This window comes from Peribacillus sp. AS_2 (assembly GCF_026891895.1).
GTDB classification, from domain to species: Bacteria; Bacillota; Bacilli; order Bacillales; family DSM-1321; genus Peribacillus; species Peribacillus frigoritolerans.
Genome location: NZ_JAPTGA010000028.1, coordinates 1 through 20,658 on the forward strand (window position 1 = coordinate 1; position 20,658 = coordinate 20,658).

Genomic DNA, 20,658 nt, shown 5'->3' on the forward strand with positions numbered 1-20,658 from the left:
GCCGAGGAGGCTTGGCAGACAGTCGGCGGAAAGGGAGCGGATTTCTGAAATCGACTGGAATGTTTTCTTGAAAAAAACTGTAGGCTGATCTCACACCGAAATATGTATAAGACTAGGTCCTTTAAGTTTTTTCCTGTACTCCTTATTGGATTTTTGAAATCAGATGGAATGTTTCCGAAACTCAATTAACGGGTTTGTGCTAATAGCCGTTTGCCAATGAAAAGCTCTCCAAATTAACTGGAGGGCTTTTCGGAATGTAGTTTTATATATTGACAATCCCCTTCGAATTGGTAATATTTACTTTATTATTACATATGTGATTTTTAATAGAAGGCGGTTTAATTATGGATGGGAAAATCAGTTACGACGAGTTTTATAAACTGATAGAAAGTGGGCAATATCGCAAATTGGTCATGTTATTATGACTAACTTTATGTACATATTTTGTTTATTAGTATGGGGTCTTAATTTTATTGCCGTTAAGATTCAAGGTACACCTGTGAGTTTAGAATTATCTTTAACCTATCGTTTAGGTTTGACGGCCATCCTATTTTTCATTTTATTGTGCATCCTTAGACCTAAAGGAAAACCTAAGAAAAAGGATGTTCCATTCATTATTGTGTTTGGGATTTGTAATTTTGCTTTAAGCTATTTATGCCTTTATTATGCCACTATCTTAAGTTCAGCAGCAATGGTTACGTTAATTTTTTCATTGAAAGTCATTTTAACGCCCGTTGCCCTTCGTGTTTTTTTGAAGGAACCATTGCATTCACGTATCTTAATTGGCGGGAAAATTGGTGTGCTGGCTGTTTGTATTGTTATTTATCCGAGTTTACATGATATTCATGGGTTCAATGATATAAAGGGCATCATGATGGCTGTTCTTGGTACCACTCTCACTGCATTGGGCGATGCAAGCTCTGCTAGAAATGCCAGGGAGAAAGTGAACCCAATCTATGCCAATGTACTTGGATTTGCAGCAGGAGGAATTCTTTTGGCGGCCATTGTGTTCATCCAAGGACAAGAAGTCAATATACCGACATCCGTTTCATATTTATCTGCTTTGTTCTATTTAACTATATTCGCTTCCTTTGGAGCTTGGCTATTCTACCTCAAGCTTGTAGAAAAGATAGGCGGGGCGAAAAGTGGATACATGGTTGCCCTTTTTCCGGCAATTGGAGGTATAGCTTCAGTGATGATTGGTGAATCAGATCCAACCATTTTCTTGGGAGCTGGCTGTCTTTTCAGTTGTTTAGGTGCGGCGATTGCATTAGGTTTTGGCATGAATATTGGTAAAAGTAATTTGAAAGAAGAAATGTAATTCGGTTTACAGAGAGGGATGGGACAATGGAAAGTAAATGGCCAACTGAAATGAAAGTAGCGCAGATCCGGGTTGCACGTCCTACTGATCAACTAAAAAAGGTAGTAAGCTTCTATTGTGAAGGATTAGGATTGAAAAAAATCGGATCTTTTGAAGGGCACGAGGGATATGACGGCATTATGATCGGACTTCCGGATTCCAGCTATCATCTGGAGTTTACCCAACATAAGGATGGCAGTCCTTGTCCTGCCCCATCAAAAGATAATCTGCTTGTCTTTTATATTCCTGAACGTAAAACCATTGAGGAAATCACGAATAGGTTGAAAGGTATGGGCTATGAACCGGTTTTTCCGGAGAATCCATATTGGGAAAAATCAGGTGTTACCATTGAAGATCCGGATGGTTGGAGAATTGTATTGATGAATTCGCCTGGCATAGGAATTTAAATTTCACAAAGGAAACGACCGAAAAGCATCATGCTTTTCGGTCGTTTTGGAGTTATGAGGACATCGTGATCCCCCCATTGATATGAATGCACTGTCCTGTTATATAAGCACCTTCATCAGATGCTAGCAGCACATAGGCGCCCGCATGATCTGGCGGCTGCCCAGGACGGCCAAGCGGTGCCTCGGTGCCGAACTCGGCAACGGATTGTTCGTCGAACGTCGCTGGGATCAGCGGAGTCCAAGCATTCCGCTTTTTTTGTGCCATTTTATGGGGAAAGCGTGAAACTCACGAGTAAAACGCTGAAATTCACGAGTAAATCAGCTAAACTCACGAGTAAAAGCGTGAAACTCACGAGTAAATGGCTAAAATTCACGAGTAAACACCGATTCGACAAATAAAAGCGTGAAAAATTCACGAGTATATGCCCCAATTCACGCATAATGGCCCGAAACTTACTGGAAATGCTCCAAAACTGGTTTGTTTAATACAATAGGCAATGATTTTCCTTTCGTAAGCAGCTATAGGTTTTGGCGGATTTTGTTTATCGTAATCAGTTTATTCATCAATTTTACAATTGTAAATTCATTCTTTCGCTAAAAAACCCCAATTTTTGTAATGATTTATTTAGCCTTGGACATACTTAATGAAGATATCAATAAGTAATATTTAATTAAGGAGGAATCCCAATGGCTAACGAAAATATCCAAATGAAAATGGAACATATTTGGCAGGATACATGTGGATCATGGGAAAACTGTACGGAAGCCACAATTCAGTCATTTTTGGCAAAATCTGAAGAAAGCAATATTGACCCGCAATATTGCATGAGCTGGGTGGAACAACATAAAGCCCAAATACCTGAATGGGATGCCGTTTCAAAAGTATCGCTCGACTGGGTCAATCAACATACCTCAACGGGTTCACCCATTTCAATCAAGGATGATTATTGAAAAGATAAATCCTTTCTGCTTATGAATGGTTCGAACTCTACTATGGTTAAGAGGTGAAGATAGTTGCTAAATAATGAGGAACAAAACGGTAAATCAAATCGTCGGGATCCAGAATACAGAGTTAATGAGTGGGATGAAATGAATGGTGAAGAAGATAAATTTGTACAATCAGCCATCCAAGAGGAATTCAATAATCCGGTAATCGAAGAAACAATCTTGAAGTTCAATAAAATAGCGAATGAAGAAGAAAAGGAAACTTGATTTTGGACGCCCCTATAGGGCGTTTTTTTTTGAGAAGGCTCTTTTCGTAAAGGTTGTTGTTTTTAAAACGAAACTATCTAAGGTTGATTGGAGCGGAAGTGCGAGACTCCCGCGGAAAGCGAGCATCTGGAGGGGAAATCAACCAAAACTCACTACCTGGTAAATAGCAACAAAGTATGTGAAAACAGCCTTTGAGAAGGACGAAGGAGCCGTTAATAAATGATTATGCAAAAGAACATATCTTTACTTTTTAGATTTATAAAATACAAATAAAGGGAAATGGCATCTTAGTATCGTATAAAGCATAGTATAAATCGTTTTTATTAATAATGTTGGCAATGGGAGTGAAGATCATGGAAGCAGCGGTAGAACGAATTTTTTCTAATGAATTGGTGAAATTGGCAGGGGATTTTTTTCAAGTGAATGCTGGGAATCCGGTTAAACTTGGAGATGCAGAGAACTACGTATTTGAGGTTTACAGGGATGGAACGCCATATATCTTAAGAATGACCCATCAATCACATCGTACAAAAGATCAAGTGCTTGCTGAGCTAAAGTGGATTGAGCATTTACAGAATAATGGGAGTGAAATTCCTAAAGTTCTCTTTTCGAAAGAAAAGAATTTAGTTGAAATTGTAAAGGGCTCGGATGGTACGGAATTTTATTGTTGCCTGTTTGAAAAAGCTCCTGGTGTTAGGATGAAAGTCACTGATGAAAATTTCGATGGACCTTTATTTTTTGAATGGGGAAGAACCATTGGCCAAATGCATAAACAAACAAAAAGTTATAAGCCTGAAGCGAAATATAAACGGCTGGATTGGCATGAAGAGGAATTATTGAATGTCCAGCTCTATCAATCCGATGTACCGGAGCAAGTGATCCGCCAACAAGAAATAATCAACAAGCATTTAAATGCCCTTCCCGTTCATCAAGATAATTTTGGCTTGATTCATTCTGATATACATAACGGCAATTTCCACTATCATGAGGGGCGGATTCATGTTTTTGACTTTGATGACTGTTCATATCACTGGTTTGCCAGCGATTTGGCGATCCCTCTGTACTATCTGATGTGGAGTTTGGAACGTGAAGGGATAAAAGGGCTCGATGAATATGCTGCCAAGTTCATGAGGGAATTCATAAAAGGGTATGAGACGGAAAATATCCTGGCACCTGTGGAATACGAAACGATTCCTCTATTTTTAAAGCTAAGGGATTTAACGTTATATAACTTTTTTCATAAAAAGTATGATTTGAAGAATGCGGATCGCCCATTATCCAATACCGTTCAAAAAATTGAACAAAGAATCATGGAAGGCCGGACTATTGTTCACTTCGATCCGAACATGGTTCATTAAGGGGGATTGGAATGCCAGGAATGAAAAATAATCGGCTTGCATATATGATCCGGACTGGTGTATTGGAAGATGCGGAAGCGGTTTTGGATGTACAGAATTCCGTTATTTCCGAAGGCGAGTATTTTATTGCCATATCGGAGGAGTTCAATAAAACACCTGAACAGCAACGAGATTGGATACGAAGGTTATTGGAAAATGAACGGGAAACCATCATCGTGGCCGAAATGAGCGATGAAGTGGTCGGATGGATAGCCTTTCAATCGGAAACTAGGAAGAGAATGTTCCACAAGGGCTCATTTGGGGTGATGATCAGAAAAAATTTCAGAGGGATGGGAATCGGAAAAGAGCTTATTGAGGCGTTATTGGATTGGGCAGAAGCCAATCCGTTGATTGAAAAGGTGAGTTTGGGGGTTTTTTCAACGAATCATCGGGCAATATCATTGTATAAACGGCTGGGGTTTATTGAAGAAGGCCGTAAAATCAAAGAATTCAAGATGAGCGAAAGTGAATACGTTGATGACATTATCATGTACAAATTGGTTTAAACAGACCGAAAGAGCATGAATGGATTCCATACATGCTCTTTGCGGTTTGGTTATGTATCTATTTTTATAGTATATCGATATTTAGGTCATGCATTATCTAATGACTCTTACCTTCACTTGCTTTCTTCCCCACGTTAGAGCATCTGCTTCTTTCGCGATGAATACATCGATTCTGTTTCCTTTGATCGCACCGCCCGTGTCTGCAGCGATGGCTTGTCCGTAGCCTTCGACTTCCACGATGGAGCCTAGCGGAATCACGTTCGGATCGACTGCTATCAGTTTGGCATCATCATATTTTTCTAAATCGACACCCATTCTTGTATTGCCTGAACATCCTTCGCAGCTTGCTGTATAAGCTGTACTTGTGACCGTCAGTTCTTTAACGGCTGAGCTTGCTGAACTGGCTCTTTGTTCTAATTTACTGAAGGTCCGTGCACCGGCTATACCGTCAGCGGATAATCCTTTTTGCTTTTGAAAGCTCATGACTGCTTGTTTTGTACCTGATCCATAAATGCCATCGACCGTTGATGAGTAAACATCCCAGGCTTTCAATAGCCTTTGCAGTTCAGCTACAGGTCTTCCCATATCCCCGCTTTTCAGTACCTGTATTTTCTGATTCGTTTGTGTTCCTGATATTCCATCGACTTTCAGCCCTGATTTTTCCTGAAACTTCTTTACGGATTCCTTTGTAATCGGGCCGTAGTAACCTGTTGCTTCATAATAGGGAAAAACCCCTTTTGTCAGTAATAATTCTTGTAATTCTTTAACATCACTATTACTCATTCCAAATGAAAGTGTGCGATCCAAAGCAGCGGCTTCGCCTTTAGTTGGCATGCAAACTCCTAGAATGAATACAGAAGCCGTTAGGATCGTTAATAAAATTTTCTTCATGTTTATCCTCCTCGTTGTTTCCTGCAATTAAACCATTCGTTAAACTATCACTCTTTTAGGCGCAGTTAAGGAAAAACACCGCGAAGGCACTAAGTAATTGTTAAAACATGTAACATAAAGAAAAGAAATGAGGCGGACATCGGGTTACCTTATCCTTATCAATTGTCGAATTATGGGAAAAAATCAAGTTTCATATGAAACTAACGGAACCGTTTGGTTGAACAGGGGCATTCATTCATGTACGTTTAAGTTAATATAAATTCTATTGTAAGGTTAAAGGAGGGAATCATATGATTAAGGCAGTTATTTTCGACTTTGATGGTTTAATTTTAGACACGGAAACGGTTTGGTATGAGGCCTATAAAGAAACGATGGCTTTTTATGAATCTGATTTGCCTCTCGAACATTTTGTTACATGTATCGGAACCGATAATACTGAACTAAATCAGTACTTCAAAGATCAGCTGGGGGAAAGGTGTAATATTGAAGAAATTGAATCCAGAGCAAAAAGCCTCCATGAAGTTAAGATGAAAACAGCACAGGCACGTGAAGGTGTGAAGGATTATCTAGAAGAAGCGAGAAGAAATGGATATAAAATCGCCCTCGCTTCAAGCTCGACAAAAGAGTGGGTCACTCATCATTTGGGGGAACTCGGACTGTTACACTATTTTGAAGTTATGATCACAGGGGATGATGTTGATAAAGTTAAACCAGCGCCCGATTTGTATGTAAAGGCAATTGAAGTCCTAGGCATTCAGCCTGCAGAAGCCGTAGCATTTGAAGATTCGTTAAATGGGCTTCAAGCGGCCCTGACTGCTGGGTTGAAGTGTGTAATCGTACCAAATCCCGTGACGGACGCTTTAGCTTTTGAAAATCATCATTTACGCCTCCGATCCATGGCGGATAAGAGCTTGTCTGACGTTATCAAGCATATTGAGCAATAACAGTTCAACGGCAATTATAGTAAGATGAAAGAATGAAACCGCGCCGAAGATGGCAGAGTCTTCGGTTTTTCTGGTTTTGATGAATGTTATATATTGGTGTGGGGGATGAGTATATGGGATTGCAAACAAATGACGAAGGAGTCCGCCTGCGGAAGGTCAAGGAGAGTGATCTTCCTATCTTTTTCGAGCAGCAATTGGATCCTGCCGCAAACTATATGGCTGCTTTCACATCTAAGGATCCATCAGACAAGACGGCTTTTTTGACACACTGGAAGAACATCTTATCGAACCGGGATATTCAAAAAATGACCATACTCTGCAATGGGGGTGTGGCAGGCAGCATTCTCAAGTTTGAACAGTTTGGTAACCCGGAAGTGAGTTATTGGATCGGGAAGCAATTTTGGGGTAAAGGGATCGCTACATGTGCACTGCTCCATTTTTTGCCGAACATAAAAGTCCGCCCTCTTTATGCCCGTGCAGCCAAGGATAACCTTGCATCCATCCGGGTGCTGGAAAAATGCGGATTTGAAAGAGACGATGAGGACAAAGGATATTCCCATGCAAGAGGCAAAGAGGTTGAAGAGTTCATTCTGAAACTTGAAAGTTAAGATAATAATAACAATATCGTTAAGCCTATGAGGAAACGGGTGACATTCAATGGGATATAAGATTTTTTCCATCATTTTTATTTTATGCGGTCTTTTTATAATGTGGTTCGCCCTATTTGGCAAAAAGAAAGAAATCAAAGAGTTCGGCTCCGGAGTACCCTCAAATTTCATCGATGTAATTGTAATGATGATATATAAGCTCTTACCTTCCATTATTAGAAAAATCCTTCTATTTGCATTGGGTCTGGCCATTTCTATCGGATTTACCTATATATTGTATAAATTATAGTGAATTTTCCTTATCAGATAAAATAATCCTGAAACTTTCTCCTTACGTAATCGTATAAAATGGTAACGATATATAGGAGTTGTTGCTATTTCGAAGAAAAAAAGTGAAGGTAGTGTTTTTGGATAACGGGGGCTGAAGTTGACGCCGGCGGAGGCATTGGTTCAATATACCCAATTAGAAGAATATCAGTATAGTAATAATATGCATAATATGGTAATGTTGAATTTGTGTGATTTTGGAAATTCATAAAAAAGGAAGGTATTATATGTCTGAATCGGTTCTTAAGGTTCAATCCTTAACTAAAAAAATTGGAAAAGCAACCATCGTAGACAATGTTAGCTTTGAAATAAAAAGCAATGAAATATTTGGTTTACTTGGTCCGAATGGTGCTGGGAAGACCACGATCATCCGTATGATCACAGGTCTCATCAATCGTACGGGCGGTACGGTCATGATCAATGGCAGTGACCTCGATCATGATTTCGAAGGTGCGATGCATGAATTGGGGGCCATTGTTGAAAATCCGGAGTTCTATAAATATATGACAGGCAGAAAGAATATCCTGCATTATGCCCGGATGTCATCCAATGACATATCCAATGAGAGAATAGAAGAGGTCATTAAGCTTGTCAAACTGGATCATGCCATCGATAAGAAGGTTAAAACCTATTCATTGGGAATGCGCCAGCGCCTTGGCGTGGCACAGGCCATTTTACATAAACCGTCGTTATTGATTTTTGATGAACCGACGAACGGCTTGGATCCGCAAGGGATTCGCGAGTTTCGTGATTATTTGAAAGTACTGGCAAGTGAAGGTGTCGGGATATTGATTTCATCACATTTACTATCGGAAATGCAATTGATGTGTGATAGTTTTGCCGTTATCGAAAAGGGAAAACTGATCCATACGAAAGAACATATTGTTGATGAAAAAACTGAAACGATCAATGAAGTGTCATTCACCGTCAGTGATGGGAAGCTAGCTAAAAAAATCCTTCAAGAACAGTTTGCGGATATCACGATCCTAAAAAGTGGTGCGAAGAAAATCTCCGTATCGGCCACCAGAGAACAAACAGCCCATATAAACAGGAGTTTTAATGCAAATGATCTGGATGTCTTTGAAATTGGCATAACCAGAAAAACGCTGGAAGATAAATTCTTCGAAATCACTGAGCAGGAAATGAGGGAGTCTGTATGATGTCCTTAGTAAAAAATGAATGGATGAAAATCTTTTCAAAAGTATCAACTTATATATTCATCGCTTTTCTATTATTGGCAGCATTAGGGGCTGCGGTCATCGATTATAAACTAAGTCCTGACGAAACGAATAAAGATTGGAAGCAAGAGATAAACGCCGATATCCAAGAACAGGAAAAGGCTTTGGAAGCTAAGGAAATCAGTGAAGAAGAAAAAGCCGCCATCATGGAAGAAATTACTTACAACAAGCAACTGTTGGCTGATAATATAAACCCTGACTTAAACACGAATTGGACCTATATGGCTGAATGGACTACAACATTAACATCATTTGTCACTTTATTCGTCGTTATTGTTTGCAGCTCGCTCGTTTCTTCGGAATTTTCCGATGGAACCATTAAACAACTGTTGATCAGGCCTTATAAACGTTGGAAGATCCTTCTTTCCAAATATATTACTTCCTTGTTATTTGCAGCGTTATTACTTGCGAGCCTGCTTATATTCAGTTATCTAATCGGAATCATATTCTTTGGCAATGGTTCGTATTCAGACAAAATCATGGATCCTGCATCTTTCGAATTCAGTCCGGTGGTAGTCGGCGAATATTTCGTGGACATGATCGTTTACTGGATACCAGGATTCCTAGTCATCACGACCATCGCTTTCATGTTAAGCACATTATTTAAAAACCAAGCACTTGCAGTAGGTATATCCATTTTCATCCTATTTGCATCTTCGACATTAAATATGGTCATTCAATCATTCATCGGAAAATACGAGTGGTTAAAATTCGTCCTATTCCCCCATCTCGATTTAAGGGGCTATATTTCCGGAACGATAGACATGTTCGATGGAGCTACACTTGGATTCTCGATGGGTGTACTGGGAATCTATTATCTTATCTTTTTAGCGCTAACTTTCTTCTTCTTCCAGAAAAAAGATATCACTAATTAAATAGAGCGAAAAACCGAAATCAGTGGCTGATTTCGGTTTTTCTTATGCAACAGGAATGTTGCTGCTTTGAATCTGGCATAAAGTGAAACTTTTATCCAAAATTATCCGTATAAGATAATATGAGGATTTTCAGTTGGGTTTAGGGGTGGAAAATGAATAAAAACAAGGTTCTATTAATTGGACTTATAGGATTTTCTTTATTTCTAATGGGCATGGTGATATCACAATGGACAGTTGCTGGCGTAGTGATCGGGATAGGCGGAGGGTTCGTAATGGGGATCAGTTCCTGCCAGTTTGCTAGTCAGTAGCTCCATGTACATATGAACAATACACTGGTTAATTGCGGACTTCGCGGAAATAATCTGATAGAGATGGAGCAGGTTTAAAGATGGGGAAAATGCATTATAAACGAAAGTTAGTCATTGTTTTTACAATTATTGGAATAGCGTTAGGGTTCTATGTGTACTCGGCATTCTCTCAAAAATTGACAAAATCAACAGATTTGTCTGATGAATCTATCGGGGGATTTAAAGTGTTTGATAACATATCGAGTCCGGAATTCATCAGGGAATATGGAGAACCCATCGATCAGGATAATAATAAGGCTTATGATTATTATTATTGGAAGGGCGGGTTGAAAACGGCCTCTATCAATACAGACGAGGAAAAAGGGAAAATCATGCGGTTGATCATTTCAAGTACGGACGACGCCCAATTTGAAAACTCCCTTCAAACAAGCAAAGGCATTAAATTAGGAAGTAAGAAAGCGGACGTCCTTTCGAAGTACGGAGAACATTATTATAAAAGTTATGAACAGGGAGCCGATATTATCGGATACATTGACCATAAACGAAATATTACCTTGGAATTCTGGTGTGTACCAGGTGGAAGGGTCGCAGAAATACGATTGGATGATGCAGATGTGATTTAATGATTTTTCACCAGTGTCCCCGATTATCGGTTTTAGCTGTATAAGTGAATAAGAAAGCGATGCGATAAATTAATATGTTCATAAAAAATTTCATCTATCATTACATCATTTATCCAATCATATTTGTTGGGGTATATGCATTATTTGCTATTTTTAAGCTTGATGATACCCCGTTCCTATAAGTGATGCTATGCATATGATTTTAATCTATTATTTTGCAATTAGTGTGTATAATGCTTTGCCTACCATTAAGTCTATCCGTAATAAAAAAGGCAGCCAATAAAACAGGACTCATTGGAATTTACATATTTTTGCATGGATTCCGAAACCATTTATCCGGGTTATCCGTATATGTAATTATGAACGGTGCCGGGAAGCTCCGGTATTTATGAGCATTTATCATTTTAATAAATTTGGGAGATGAAGGATCATGAGCGAAAAGGGTTGTATGAAATGCGGAAGCAATGATGCTGCCAAGAAGGATGTAGCGATGACAGGAACAGGCTTGTCAAAAATGTTCGATGTCCAGAATAATCAATTTACGGTTGTGTATTGCAAGCAGTGCGGTTATTCGGAGTTTTACAATAGGCAATCATCTGCAGGCAGTAATCTGCTGGATCTATTCTTTGGATGATCATCGACACGACAAGAATCCCCTTTTTCATGAAAAGGGGATTCTTGTTTTTTCATACTGCCCATTACCCGATGAAGTGGCCTTGAACGACTTTTGTAAATTCCTTGGCGACGGGTGATAGGTGTTTAGCTGATTTCATGACCAATCCGATCTCCCGGGAAAGTTCCGGGTTCAAGGGCAGGCTTTTGATGCGTTCGGGTTTTTCCGGTAAGGCCAGGTCTGGCATAATCGTGATGCCTAATTTTCCCGCTACCATTGAGAGCACGGTTTGATTGTCTTTAATGTCGTATGAAATGTTTGGTTTTATCTTGGCTTCCAGGAATCTATCTTCTATGAGTGTTTCACAGCCAGATCTCAGCATGATGAATGGTTGATCAACGAAGTCTTCCAGGTTCAATGAGGTTTTCCCTGAAAGCGGATGGCCTTCGTACACGACAGCTGATAGAGGATCTGTTAGCAGAGGGATGAATTCCACGTTCTTTACTGGTTTTGCTGCAAAGCCGATGTCCACTGTTCCTTCTTCGATCCATGTTAAGATTTCCTCATATCCACCTTCATGAATCAGCAAATCGATATTAGGGTATTTTTCTTTAAAGATGGAGAATAGCTTTGGTATGAATCTGGCAGTGAAGCTTGGAAAACTGCCAATCGTTATTTTACCGATTTCCATTCCATTCACAGCTGCAATCTTTTGTTCGATATGTGCAAGGTTGGCAGCAATGGCCCGCATATGTGGAATGACTTGTTCTCCCGCAGTCGTGAGTGTTATACCTTTTCGGTCACGCTTCAATAAAGTCACACCAAGTTCCGTTTCAAGTGCTGTAATGTTATGGCTCACGCCTGATTGAGTCAGTCCGATCCGGTCTCCCGCTTTCGTAAAACTTCCGTGTTCAACAACATGTAAAAAGACTTCCAGTTGAAAAAAATTCAAATGCCCCACACCCTTCTTCTATGAATTATACATGAGAAACTCTAATCCAAGTAATGAAAAACATTCATTTTACTTATGATGTGGTCGAGAATACAATAACATTACAAATTAAAATACGAATGGGTGATGGAAAATGATGAAACGGAAATACGGGCAAATTTTTTCACCGTACACGCTTTCTAATGGAACGGTTCTTAAAAACAGGATTGTGGTTGCGCCGATGACCACTTATTCAGGTCAAGAGGATGGCTTGGTTTCTGACGAGGAATTAGCCTACTATAAAAGAAGGGCGGATGGACCTGCCATGTTCATTACTGCCGCTGCCGCCATTTCCCCTGTTGCGACAAGCTTTCCCCGGCAAATGAAAGTATATGATGAACAAAGCATCGCTGGACTCACTGAGCTTTCAAAGACAATCAAATCCAAAGGTGCAAAAGCCATTCTCCAGCTTCATCATGGCGGAAGCGAGAGCCTTCCAAGCTGTACAGGCGGAGAAAAAATGGTTAGTCCGAGCGGAATCATTGCAAGCGTTTATAAAGGAATGGGCGAAGAGTACATTCCAAGGTCAATGAGCCACACTGAAATTCTATCCACTATTCAAGACTTTGGAAGAGCCACCCGCCATGCCATTCGTTCAGGATTCGATGGTGTGGAAATCCATGGAGCGAATGGCTATCTCCTGCAGCAGTTTTTCTCACCCCACTCTAACAGACGGAGAGATCATTGGGGAGGGAGTTTGAAGAATAGAATGCATTTTCCACTTGCCGTCATCGCGGAGGTGAAGCGGATCCGTGATCTTTATGCAGACAAGGAATTCGTTATTGGGTATCGGTTCTCCCCCGAAGAACCGGAAGAAGGCGGATTGAAAATGGATGATACAGTTGCATGGGTAGATGAATTGGCAACTCAGGGGCTTTCCTATTTACATCTTTCTGTTAAAAATGTCTGGTCCATGCCTAGAAGCGGATTGAACAGGGGATTGACAAGGACCGAAATTCTCCGTGATGTCATCGCTGGCAGGACCAGTTTCATATCACTTGGATCGATTCATACTCCAGATGAAGCAAATGCTGTGCTTGAGAAAAATATACCGCTTTTCGCATTAGGAAGGGAATTGCTGATGGAACCGGACTGGGCCGCCAAAATAAAGGAAGGCAGGGAAGACGAGATCATGACAGCCTTGCCGCGCGATAGCAGGTGTACATTAAGTATTCCGGATCAAATGTGGGCGAATATCATTACTCGTGACGGCATGCCCGAGAAATGATAGTATGAATGTAAAAAATGGAAATTTCATGAGGGGAAATTAAATGAATAAAATAGCACTTCTTCAACTGTCTCTAGCCATGACAATCTTCGGTTCTGTCGGTTTCTTTTCGGAACTATCAGGACTTCCTGCATTGGAACTGGTTTTTGTTCGCTGCATTTGTGCTGCCGTTTTCTTATGTGCAGCCTGGATGATTACCGGACATTTCAAGAACGAAATATGGAATGGCAGGGAGGTAATGCTCATCATTTTCTGCGCGGTGGCCAACTTGTTAAACTGGATATTCCTCTTTAAATCTTTTGAGCTGATATCGGTGACAATCGCCATTTCGCTTTATCATTTAGCGCCGATCCTTGTACTCATTATAGGGAGCTTCATTTTTAGGGAGAAAATGAATGTATTCTCCATCTTGGCCATATCCCTTTGCTTCATTGGCACATTACTCATTATGGGAACAGATGGATTTCGATCATCATCACCTGAATGGGAGGGCATCATGTATGGGATCATTGCTGCCTTTTTCTATGCGGCAACCATGCTTTTAGGAAAGAGCATTACAAAGACCAGTGTATATGCGACCACATTTCTGCAAATGTTCATTGGATTTCTATTACTGATTCCTTTTGTCGATTATTCCGTATATACAACGTTAAAATCTTCCGAATGGTTTTATACGGTGCTTACCGGCATCATCCATACAGGCGTCGTGTATTTGCTGTTTTTTAATAGTATTCGCCATTTGCCTACAAATGTAGTATCTTTCATGATTTTTGTCGATCCGGCAGTTGCCATCCTTTTGGATATCCTGCTTTCAGGATTTAAACCGGACGGGATTCAAATTCTGGGTATTTCCTTGATATTTATTGGGGTGGTCTATTCACTTAAAACGACTGGACCGACTGAAAATGATGTCATGCAAAAAAGGCCGCACACAATGTGAGGCCTTTTCCTTTATGCATGTACCTATTGATTAAATTGATAAACATCCCAAATGTCAGGGGTTTCTGATCCAATGTACCAAGCAGCTGCACCGCCTAGATGATTTTGTTTAACCAGGTCCATACGGAGCTTCATCGATTTTTTATCTTCTATCCAAATTTGATGCTTTTTCCCTTTGGAAGTGTACACCACGTAATTTTGTTGCGTCTGTTTATCCCATACCTTTTTAAGTTTTTCAGTTGAAATGATTTTGTTGACCTCAGCCATGGTACGGTCATGACTTTTCACTTTTTTGGTCGACAAATCGGTTTCCCATTCTCTCGTATAAAATGGTACAGCCAATACGATCTTATGAGCAGGTACTTCTTTCATTAAAAGCTTGGTTCCTTCTTTGATCCAAGGTAACGAGGAAACGGACCCGGCTACCGGGCTCCCTCCCCAATGCTCGTCATAACCCATTATGATTATAAAGTCCGCTATTTTGCCAAGTGCTTTCCTATCCAGGCTTTTTGACCAAAAAGGGTCTTCATTTTCTCGGGTGACATCCACAGACACTTTAATTCCATGCGGTTTTAGTGCCTTTTTTAGTTCGCCTATGAAAAGTACAAAGTCCTTCTTATTTTTTGGGTCGATGTTTTCGAAATCCACATTTATTCCATCACTTTTCGTTTTAACAAGTGAATTGCGTAAAGCTGAAACTAATTTCTGGCGTTTTTTGGTACTGCCTAGTACTGAACCAGTTAATACAGGGTCAAATTTATTCCCGATAAGCTGCCAAACTTGTTTTCCTTGTTTATGGGCAGCTTGGATGTATTTTGTATCTACAGAAACGGAAACGTAATTACCGGTATCCGTCAGCGTATAAGAACGGGGAGATACTACATTCAAATTCGGTTGTTTAAGTTGCTGGGTATCGTTTTCTTTCGATCCGTTATGCTTCCAGCCCATGACGATACGGTTTTGCGCCTTTTTTTGAAGCTGGGATTTCTTTATCCAGCCCTTTTTTCCGCCAAGCAATTGAACCTGGTAGTAATAATCCGGAACCTTCAATTTTTGGCCCACTTTAAGGGTAACCGTATGTAAGTTATTTAATTTCGTCAAATCACTTGTTGTTACCTTGTATTTAGTAGAAATCTTCCACAGTGTATCGCCTGATACGACCTTATGGATCTTATAATTCTGAGGGATCTTCAGGTTTTGGCCAACAGTTATTTCGGAAGAAACTAATTTATTTACTTTTTGCAGTTCACTTACTGAAACACCATATTGATTTGCTATTTTCCATAGTGTGTTTCCAGACTTCACTTTATGAATGATGGGCCCCGCGGAATCCCCAACGGAAGAAGAAATGATAGGAAACTCTTCGCCCTTCTTTAATGTCTTTAATAGAGTGGAACCTAATTTAGGAGAACTAAAAACTTTTGTATTGTCCACTTTAACAAAACCTATGGATTGGGTTTTACTTGATGAATGACCACTGGTTGGAAAGAGACACATACAAAGAAGGCTTAACATAATAAAACACCCAAAGAATTTTTTCACAATGATTTTATTCCCCTTTGTAAAATTTAACTTTACTAGTTTACTATGGAGAATAGCCATATAAATAGAGGTACATTGTGGAAAGGCATTTCTAACCATCGTGTGGGACGAATTATTCCGTAAGAAGGACAAGTGATTTGTAAGTAGAAGGGGAGGGTTTATATGTCAAATTTTTCATTACAGTTTTATGATTACAACATATGGGCAAATACTCAGATTTTCAACCGTTTAAAAGAGCTTCCAAAGGATGTATACCATCAGGAAGTTCAAAGTGTGTTTTCATCGATATCGAGTGTGATGGCCCATGTATATCTTTCCGATCTGGGGTGGGCGGAGGTTTTTTCCGGTAAAAGCATGAAACATGCATTGGAGCTGGCTGAACAACGGAAGGAACAAATGGAGTCAAAGGAATTGGAGGAAATGGAGGCCATGTTTATTGAGTTGTCCGAGCGGTACAAATCGCTGCTTGGCCAAAAGGAAAATTTAGATAAGCCTCTAATGATTGAGAATCCAGCTGGAGGAAAAATGAAAACAAGTGCAGCCGAACTGGTACCGCATGTCGTGAATCATGGAACCTATCATCGCGGCAATATCACGGCCATGCTGCGCCAAATGGGTTATGCCTCAACTTCGACGGATTATGGTCTTTATTTATTTTTAAAAGGAGAGTAACGGGCCTTCATTTGCTTACTGATGGGACTGTAAGCATTGACAGTCCTGTTCTTAAAGTAAGGCCGCCTGTTATTTTGAAGATAAAGAAATCCTATATATGTGTACAGGTTAACCGGTTCTTCCTGGTTGGCCTTTTTTTTATGTTTGTCACTGGAATTGACTTGTACATGACATTTGTCATCTTCTAGTCATGACACCTGGTACTAATAAAATCAGGTTGGATTCTTTATACTATGGATAACGACAAAAAAAAGGAAGTGCAATTGAAATATGACCTTGCAAAATACGAAATCCTTGAAAAAACAAATTGCTCCTTTTGAACAATCAACGACAAAGCAAAGTATATGGCAGATCATCAATACCTTGGGGCCGTTCATCATTTTATGGTACCTAGCATATATAAGTCTTTCCGTTTCTTATTGGTTAGCTTTAATCCCAGCTGTGTTTGCTGCAGGATTCTTGACGAGAATATTCATCATTTTTCATGATTGTACGCATCATTCATTTTTCAAAGACCGCCGTGCGAATAGAATCGTCGGTACGATCATGGGTGTTTTGACTTTATTCCCGTTTGATCAATGGGGACATGAGCATTCAGTGCATCACGCAACAAGCGGTAATTTGGATAAGCGGGGTACAGGTGATATTTGGACCCTTACGGTAGATGAGTATTTGGCTGCACCGTTTAAACTTCGTTTTGCTTATCGTTTTTATCGTAATCCATTGGTCATGTTTGGTTTGGGGCCGATTTATGTTTTCCTTCTTAAAAATAGATTTAACCGTAAAGGTGCTAGAAAGAAGGAAAAAAATAATACGTATTTGACGAATGTATTAATCGTCGTTTTTGCGGCATTGCTTTGCCTGGCAGTAGGCTGGCAGTCGTTCCTTCTGGTACAAGGTTCCATTTTCATGATTTCCGGTTCAATCGGCATTTGGCTGTTTTACGTCCAGCACACATTCGAGGACTCTTATTTTGAAGAAAATGAAGAGTGGGAATATGTATTGGCAGCAGTGGAGGGAAGTTCTTTTTATAAGCTTCCAAAACTGATGCAGTTCCTTACCGGCAATATCGGTTACCATCATGTTCACCATTTAAGTCCAAGGGTGCCTAACTATAAATTGGAAATGGCGCATAATAATACGCAGCCTTTAGAGAACGTTCCGACGATCACTCTTGCGACAAGCTTGCGCTCACTCCGTTTCCGTTTATGGGATGAGGAATCCAAGAATTTCGTCGGTTTCAAGGACATAAAATATTTAACGAAAAAAAGTGTTCCCACTCAAGTGAAATCTGAACTGTAACGTTCATGTATCATTCCAGACTCCCTTAATAATCCTCGGATTTGGGGAGTCTTTGCTTCATATAAGGAACTCGATAAAGGAGAGAACTTAAAAATGATTCGAATTGTCATTGCAGAAAATCAGCAAATGCTATTAGAGGCAATAAGTTCTCTACTCAATCTTGAAGAAGATATAGAAATTGTCGGGCAAACCAGTAACGGAGAAGAAGCGATGGCTCTTGTACACCAATTACGGCCTGATGTGTGCATCATGGATATGGAGATGCCTGTAATGAGCGGACTTGAGGCAGCGGAGGCATTAAGGTCATTTGAATGCAAAGTGGTCATTTTAACGACATTTCGAAGGACTGGTTATTTTCAACTCGCATTAAAGGCTGATGTAAGTGGTTATTTATTGAAGGATAACCCGGGTGAAGAGTTAGCCTGCTCGATTCGCAGCATAATGGATGGCAAGCGAATATACTCCCCAGAGCTTATTGATGGGCCTTCCAGCCATAATGGCCGGGAAATGGGAGTGTTAGGGCTGTTAGCCGATGGTCCATCCAATATTGAGCCGTCCAATCAAAGCGGCACAATTGGGACAGTACGGAAGTATTTTTCGACGATCAAGGATAAAATGAAGTTACCGGCTGGTTAGGATTTGTTTCTTAAATTGTGTTGACACGTTTTTTTAAATTGTGTACGATGGATTAAATCATAATATTGAAAATTCTGTGATGAAGAGAGTAGTTCATTTTGAAATGGAAAGCGAGTTAGGGATGGTGGGAGCCTAATGCAGGTCGGATGAATGAAGCGCACTTTGGAGAAATTTCTTGAAACGTTCAGTAGGGAATATCGGGGAGTCACCTCGTTAACAATGGAAAGTGGCCGCAATTTGTGGCAACTAGAGTGGTACCACGGGAATTCATGCTCTCGTCTCTTATTTAGAGGCGGGGGCTTTTTTGTTTAGGAGGGAAAATGTCGATGAATAAACCAATTGCAGAATTGATTTCAACTGCTTTGAACAATGAAATGCCAGCAAGTGAAATAGAAAAATTAATGGAAAAGCCGAAATTGATGGAGTTAGGTGATATCGCCTTTCCGTGCTTTACTCTTGCGAAAAAATTCAAAAAATCGCCTCAGGTGATTGCGTCGGAAATAGCCCAACAATTAAACAGTACGTTGATTCAAGAAGTGAACGTAGTGGGAGGTTATCTGAATATCTTCGTCAATCAACAGATGGTGACGGAAAACGTGCTGCAAACGATATTAAGGGAAAAGGATCAATATGGTTCGATGCAGACTGGACAGGGAAATGTCGTGATTGATTATTCCTCCCCGAATATTGCCAAGCCTTTTTCCATGGGGCACTTACGCTCTACGGTCATAGGGAATGCACTGGCCAACATTGCCGAAAAAAACGGCTACAATGCCGTGCGTATCAATCATTTAGGAGATTGGGGCACGCAATTCGGTAAGTTGATTGTCGCGTATAAGCTGTGGGGAAACAAAGAGGCAATCGAAGCTTCGCCGATTCAGGAATTATTGAAAATCTATGTGAAGTTCCATGAAAGAGCAGAAACCGATGAATCATTGAATGAACAAGCACGCGCAAGCTTCAAGTCGCTTGAAGACGGGGACGAGGAAGCACGGGCATTGTGGAAATGGTTCAGGGATGCGTCTTTAAAAGAATTCGAGACGATTTATGATTTATTGGGCATCCGTTTTGATTCCTATGCCGGCGAAGCATTTTACAATGATAAAATGGATCCGGTTGTCGGGGAACTAAAAGAAAAAGGCCTGCTTGCCCTTTCAGAAGGTGCCTATGTCGTGCAATTGGAAGATATGCCGCCTTGTTTGATTACGAAAACCGATGGTGCGACACTTTATGCCACACGTGATTTAGCTGCTGCCATGTATCGCAAAAAACAGTATGAGGCAAAGAAAACATTTTATGTGGTCGGAAATGAACAATCCCTGCACTTTAAACAACTCTTTAACGTCATTGAAAAAATGGGGTATGAGTGGTCAAAAGACTTACAGCACGTAGCATTTGGCATGATGCTAAAAGACGGTAAGAAAATGTCGACCCGTAAAGGGAAAGTCGTCCTGCTTGCGGATGTATTGGCAGAGGCGATCGAAACTGCAAAGCGCAATATTGAAGAAAAAAATCAAGCGCTTGAACAGAAAGAACTGGTTGCAAGACAAGTCGGTGTCGGAGCGGTAATCTTTAATGATTTAAAAAATAACCGCATGAACGATATTGATTTTTCATTAGAGCAAATGATGAATTTTGAGGGAGAAACGGGCCCATATGTACAGTACACATATGCGCGAATTTCCTCCTTGCTTGAAAAAGGTGATTTTAAAGAGCAGGCGATCCAATATGAAGCTTTAGGCGAATATGCGTGGCCAGTCATCCAGCTGCTGGAGCAATACCCGATCATTGTCCAAAAATCATTTGAACAAGCCGATCCATCACAAATCGCGAAATTCAGCTTGCATGTATCGCGTGCATTCAATAAGTATTATGCACATTCGAAAATCTTAGTGGAAGATGAATGGAAACAAATGAAGCTCTCATTCGCTTTTTCCGTTGCGCTCGTTTTGAAGGATGCGCTAAGTTTATTGGGCATTTCAACGCCGAATAAAATGTAATCCATGTCTATAAAAGGAGCCATTTTGTTTCAAAATGGC

Annotated in this window: 23 protein-coding genes, 1 pseudogene and 1 other annotated feature; of the genes and pseudogenes, 20 read left to right on the forward strand and 4 right to left on the reverse strand. The window is 40.2% G+C overall.

Annotated features, from left to right (window positions below; all coding sequences use genetic code 11):
- The first annotated feature begins 421 nt into the window (after nt 1–421).
- Nucleotides 422–1,321, forward strand: coding sequence for a DMT family transporter (locus OTG27_RS25940; protein WP_268938536.1), 900 nt, complete (start codon nt 422–424; stop codon nt 1,319–1,321).
- A gap of 26 nt (nt 1,322–1,347) precedes the next feature.
- Nucleotides 1,348–1,767 (forward strand): VOC family protein, encoded by a 420-nt coding sequence (locus tag OTG27_RS25945; protein ID WP_268938537.1) that lies wholly within the window; start codon nt 1,348–1,350, stop codon nt 1,765–1,767.
- 52 nt (nt 1,768–1,819) lie between these two features.
- Here the strand turns inward: OTG27_RS25945 and OTG27_RS25950 are convergent.
- A pseudogene (locus OTG27_RS25950) lies at nt 1,820–2,008 on the reverse strand (SDR family oxidoreductase); the annotation flags it as partial.
- Nucleotides 2,009–2,454: 446 nt separating this feature from the next.
- Here OTG27_RS25950 and OTG27_RS25955 point away from each other — a divergent pair.
- The 4 genes from OTG27_RS25955 (at nt 2,455) to OTG27_RS25970 (ending at nt 4,882) form a co-directional block, all read left to right on the forward strand.
- Complete coding sequence (locus OTG27_RS25955) at nt 2,455–2,718, forward strand: hypothetical protein (protein ID WP_063590081.1); 264 nt, start codon at nt 2,455–2,457, stop codon at nt 2,716–2,718.
- Between the two features lie 63 nt (nt 2,719–2,781).
- Nucleotides 2,782–2,979: a hypothetical protein gene (locus tag OTG27_RS25960; RefSeq protein ID WP_063575134.1), complete on the forward strand. Its 198-nt coding sequence runs from the start codon at nt 2,782–2,784 to the stop codon at nt 2,977–2,979.
- A gap of 353 nt (nt 2,980–3,332) precedes the next feature.
- The gene (locus OTG27_RS25965) at nt 3,333–4,337 is read left to right on the forward strand and encodes a phosphotransferase enzyme family protein (protein WP_268938538.1); all 1,005 of its coding nucleotides are present in this window, start codon (nt 3,333–3,335) and stop codon (nt 4,335–4,337) included.
- 11 nt (nt 4,338–4,348) lie between these two features.
- Complete coding sequence (locus OTG27_RS25970) at nt 4,349–4,882, forward strand: GNAT family N-acetyltransferase (protein ID WP_268938539.1); 534 nt, start codon at nt 4,349–4,351, stop codon at nt 4,880–4,882.
- 93 nt (nt 4,883–4,975) lie between these two features.
- On the opposite strand, the gene OTG27_RS25975 is transcribed toward OTG27_RS25970, so the two are convergent.
- Nucleotides 4,976–5,773 carry a peptidoglycan-binding protein gene (locus OTG27_RS25975; RefSeq protein ID WP_268938540.1) on the reverse strand — a complete coding sequence of 266 codons (798 nt, stop codon included), beginning with the start codon at nt 5,771–5,773 and terminating at the stop codon, nt 4,976–4,978.
- A gap of 290 nt (nt 5,774–6,063) precedes the next feature.
- Here OTG27_RS25975 and OTG27_RS25980 point away from each other — a divergent pair, with 290 nt between their 5' ends.
- From OTG27_RS25980 to OTG27_RS26015, 8 genes are all read left to right on the forward strand, one after another.
- A complete protein-coding gene (locus OTG27_RS25980; protein ID WP_268938541.1) occupies nt 6,064–6,717 on the forward strand; it encodes an HAD family hydrolase in 654 nt (217 codons plus the stop codon).
- 113 nt (nt 6,718–6,830) lie between these two features.
- Nucleotides 6,831–7,325, forward strand: coding sequence for a GNAT family N-acetyltransferase (locus tag OTG27_RS25985; RefSeq protein WP_268938542.1), 495 nt, complete (start codon nt 6,831–6,833; stop codon nt 7,323–7,325).
- 49 nt (nt 7,326–7,374) lie between these two features.
- A complete protein-coding gene (locus tag OTG27_RS25990) occupies nt 7,375–7,614 on the forward strand; it encodes a hypothetical protein (protein WP_268938543.1) in 240 nt (79 codons plus the stop codon).
- A gap of 265 nt (nt 7,615–7,879) precedes the next feature.
- The gene (locus OTG27_RS25995) at nt 7,880–8,812 is read left to right on the forward strand and encodes an ABC transporter ATP-binding protein (RefSeq protein ID WP_098866310.1); all 933 of its coding nucleotides are present in this window, start codon (nt 7,880–7,882) and stop codon (nt 8,810–8,812) included.
- Nucleotides 8,812–9,765, forward strand: coding sequence for an ABC transporter permease (locus OTG27_RS26000; RefSeq protein ID WP_268938544.1), 954 nt, complete (start codon nt 8,812–8,814; stop codon nt 9,763–9,765). Before OTG27_RS25995 ends, OTG27_RS26000 begins: the two co-directional genes overlap by 1 nt.
- A 152-nt stretch (nt 9,766–9,917) precedes the next feature.
- Nucleotides 9,918–10,073 carry a hypothetical protein gene (locus OTG27_RS26005; protein WP_268938545.1) on the forward strand — a complete coding sequence of 52 codons (156 nt, stop codon included), beginning with the start codon at nt 9,918–9,920 and terminating at the stop codon, nt 10,071–10,073.
- A gap of 80 nt (nt 10,074–10,153) precedes the next feature.
- A complete protein-coding gene (locus OTG27_RS26010; protein ID WP_307730194.1) occupies nt 10,154–10,696 on the forward strand; it encodes a hypothetical protein in 543 nt (180 codons plus the stop codon).
- 430 nt (nt 10,697–11,126) lie between these two features.
- Complete coding sequence (locus OTG27_RS26015) at nt 11,127–11,330, forward strand: zinc ribbon domain-containing protein (protein WP_057276417.1); 204 nt, start codon at nt 11,127–11,129, stop codon at nt 11,328–11,330.
- A 64-nt stretch (nt 11,331–11,394) separates the two neighbouring features.
- Here OTG27_RS26015 and OTG27_RS26020 read toward each other — a convergent pair whose 3' ends face one another.
- Nucleotides 11,395–12,261, reverse strand: coding sequence for a LysR family transcriptional regulator (locus tag OTG27_RS26020; protein ID WP_268938546.1), 867 nt, complete (start codon nt 12,259–12,261; stop codon nt 11,395–11,397).
- Between the two features lie 133 nt (nt 12,262–12,394).
- Here OTG27_RS26020 and OTG27_RS26025 point away from each other — a divergent pair, with 133 nt between their 5' ends.
- Nucleotides 12,395–13,528, forward strand: coding sequence for an NADH-dependent flavin oxidoreductase (locus OTG27_RS26025; RefSeq protein WP_268938547.1), 1,134 nt, complete (start codon nt 12,395–12,397; stop codon nt 13,526–13,528).
- 43 nt (nt 13,529–13,571) lie between these two features.
- On the forward strand, nt 13,572–14,468 hold the full coding sequence (locus OTG27_RS26030; protein ID WP_268938548.1) for a DMT family transporter: 897 nt from the start codon (nt 13,572–13,574) through the stop codon (nt 14,466–14,468).
- Between the two features lie 23 nt (nt 14,469–14,491).
- On the opposite strand, the gene OTG27_RS26035 is transcribed toward OTG27_RS26030, so the two are convergent.
- Nucleotides 14,492–15,901, reverse strand: a complete 1,410-nt coding sequence (locus OTG27_RS26035; protein WP_268938549.1) for a LysM peptidoglycan-binding domain-containing protein — start codon at nt 15,899–15,901, stop codon at nt 14,492–14,494.
- A gap of 270 nt (nt 15,902–16,171) precedes the next feature.
- Between OTG27_RS26035 and OTG27_RS26040 the strand changes: the two genes are divergently transcribed.
- The 4 genes from OTG27_RS26040 (at nt 16,172) to argS (ending at nt 20,619) form a co-directional block, all read left to right on the forward strand.
- Nucleotides 16,172–16,681, forward strand: coding sequence for a DinB family protein (locus OTG27_RS26040; protein ID WP_268938550.1), 510 nt, complete (start codon nt 16,172–16,174; stop codon nt 16,679–16,681).
- A gap of 270 nt (nt 16,682–16,951) precedes the next feature.
- A complete protein-coding gene (gene desA, locus OTG27_RS26045; protein ID WP_057276415.1) occupies nt 16,952–17,983 on the forward strand; it encodes a Delta(5) desaturase DesA in 1,032 nt (343 codons plus the stop codon).
- A 93-nt stretch (nt 17,984–18,076) separates the two neighbouring features.
- Complete coding sequence (locus tag OTG27_RS26050) at nt 18,077–18,619, forward strand: response regulator (RefSeq protein ID WP_268938551.1); 543 nt, start codon at nt 18,077–18,079, stop codon at nt 18,617–18,619.
- Between the two features lie 67 nt (nt 18,620–18,686).
- Nucleotides 18,687–18,905: a binding site (T-box leader), on the forward strand.
- Between the two features lie 34 nt (nt 18,906–18,939).
- Nucleotides 18,940–20,619: an arginine--tRNA ligase gene (gene argS / locus OTG27_RS26055; RefSeq protein ID WP_374941290.1), complete on the forward strand. Its 1,680-nt coding sequence runs from the start codon at nt 18,940–18,942 to the stop codon at nt 20,617–20,619.
- Nucleotides 20,620–20,658: the final 39 nt, after the last annotated feature.

Bases quoted from the DNA above. Each gene is read 5' to 3' on its own strand.
- OTG27_RS25940 (WP_268938536.1), top strand. From the start codon at position 422: ATGACTAACTTTATGTACATATTTTGTTTATTAGTATGGGGTCTTAAT.
- OTG27_RS25945 (WP_268938537.1), top strand. From the start codon at position 1,348: ATGGAAAGTAAATGGCCAACTGAAATGAAAGTAGCGCAGATCCGGGTT.
- OTG27_RS25955 (WP_063590081.1), top strand. From the start codon at position 2,455: ATGGCTAACGAAAATATCCAAATGAAAATGGAACATATTTGGCAGGAT.
- OTG27_RS25965 (WP_268938538.1), top strand. From the start codon at position 3,333: ATGGAAGCAGCGGTAGAACGAATTTTTTCTAATGAATTGGTGAAATTG.
- OTG27_RS25970 (WP_268938539.1), top strand. From the start codon at position 4,349: ATGCCAGGAATGAAAAATAATCGGCTTGCATATATGATCCGGACTGGT.
- OTG27_RS25975 (WP_268938540.1), bottom strand. From the start codon at position 5,773: ATGAAGAAAATTTTATTAACGATCCTAACGGCTTCTGTATTCATTCTA.
- OTG27_RS25980 (WP_268938541.1), top strand. From the start codon at position 6,064: ATGATTAAGGCAGTTATTTTCGACTTTGATGGTTTAATTTTAGACACG.
- OTG27_RS25985 (WP_268938542.1), top strand. From the start codon at position 6,831: ATGGGATTGCAAACAAATGACGAAGGAGTCCGCCTGCGGAAGGTCAAG.
- OTG27_RS25990 (WP_268938543.1), top strand. From the start codon at position 7,375: ATGGGATATAAGATTTTTTCCATCATTTTTATTTTATGCGGTCTTTTT.
- OTG27_RS25995 (WP_098866310.1), top strand. From the start codon at position 7,880: ATGTCTGAATCGGTTCTTAAGGTTCAATCCTTAACTAAAAAAATTGGA.
- OTG27_RS26000 (WP_268938544.1), top strand. From the start codon at position 8,812: ATGTCCTTAGTAAAAAATGAATGGATGAAAATCTTTTCAAAAGTATCA.
- OTG27_RS26005 (WP_268938545.1), top strand. From the start codon at position 9,918: ATGAATAAAAACAAGGTTCTATTAATTGGACTTATAGGATTTTCTTTA.
- OTG27_RS26010 (WP_307730194.1), top strand. From the start codon at position 10,154: ATGGGGAAAATGCATTATAAACGAAAGTTAGTCATTGTTTTTACAATT.
- OTG27_RS26015 (WP_057276417.1), top strand. From the start codon at position 11,127: ATGAGCGAAAAGGGTTGTATGAAATGCGGAAGCAATGATGCTGCCAAG.
- OTG27_RS26025 (WP_268938547.1), top strand. From the start codon at position 12,395: ATGATGAAACGGAAATACGGGCAAATTTTTTCACCGTACACGCTTTCT.
- OTG27_RS26030 (WP_268938548.1), top strand. From the start codon at position 13,572: ATGAATAAAATAGCACTTCTTCAACTGTCTCTAGCCATGACAATCTTC.
- OTG27_RS26040 (WP_268938550.1), top strand. From the start codon at position 16,172: ATGTCAAATTTTTCATTACAGTTTTATGATTACAACATATGGGCAAAT.
- desA (WP_057276415.1), top strand. From the start codon at position 16,952: ATGACCTTGCAAAATACGAAATCCTTGAAAAAACAAATTGCTCCTTTT.
- OTG27_RS26050 (WP_268938551.1), top strand. From the start codon at position 18,077: ATGATTCGAATTGTCATTGCAGAAAATCAGCAAATGCTATTAGAGGCA.
- argS (WP_374941290.1), top strand. From the start codon at position 18,940: ATGTCGATGAATAAACCAATTGCAGAATTGATTTCAACTGCTTTGAAC.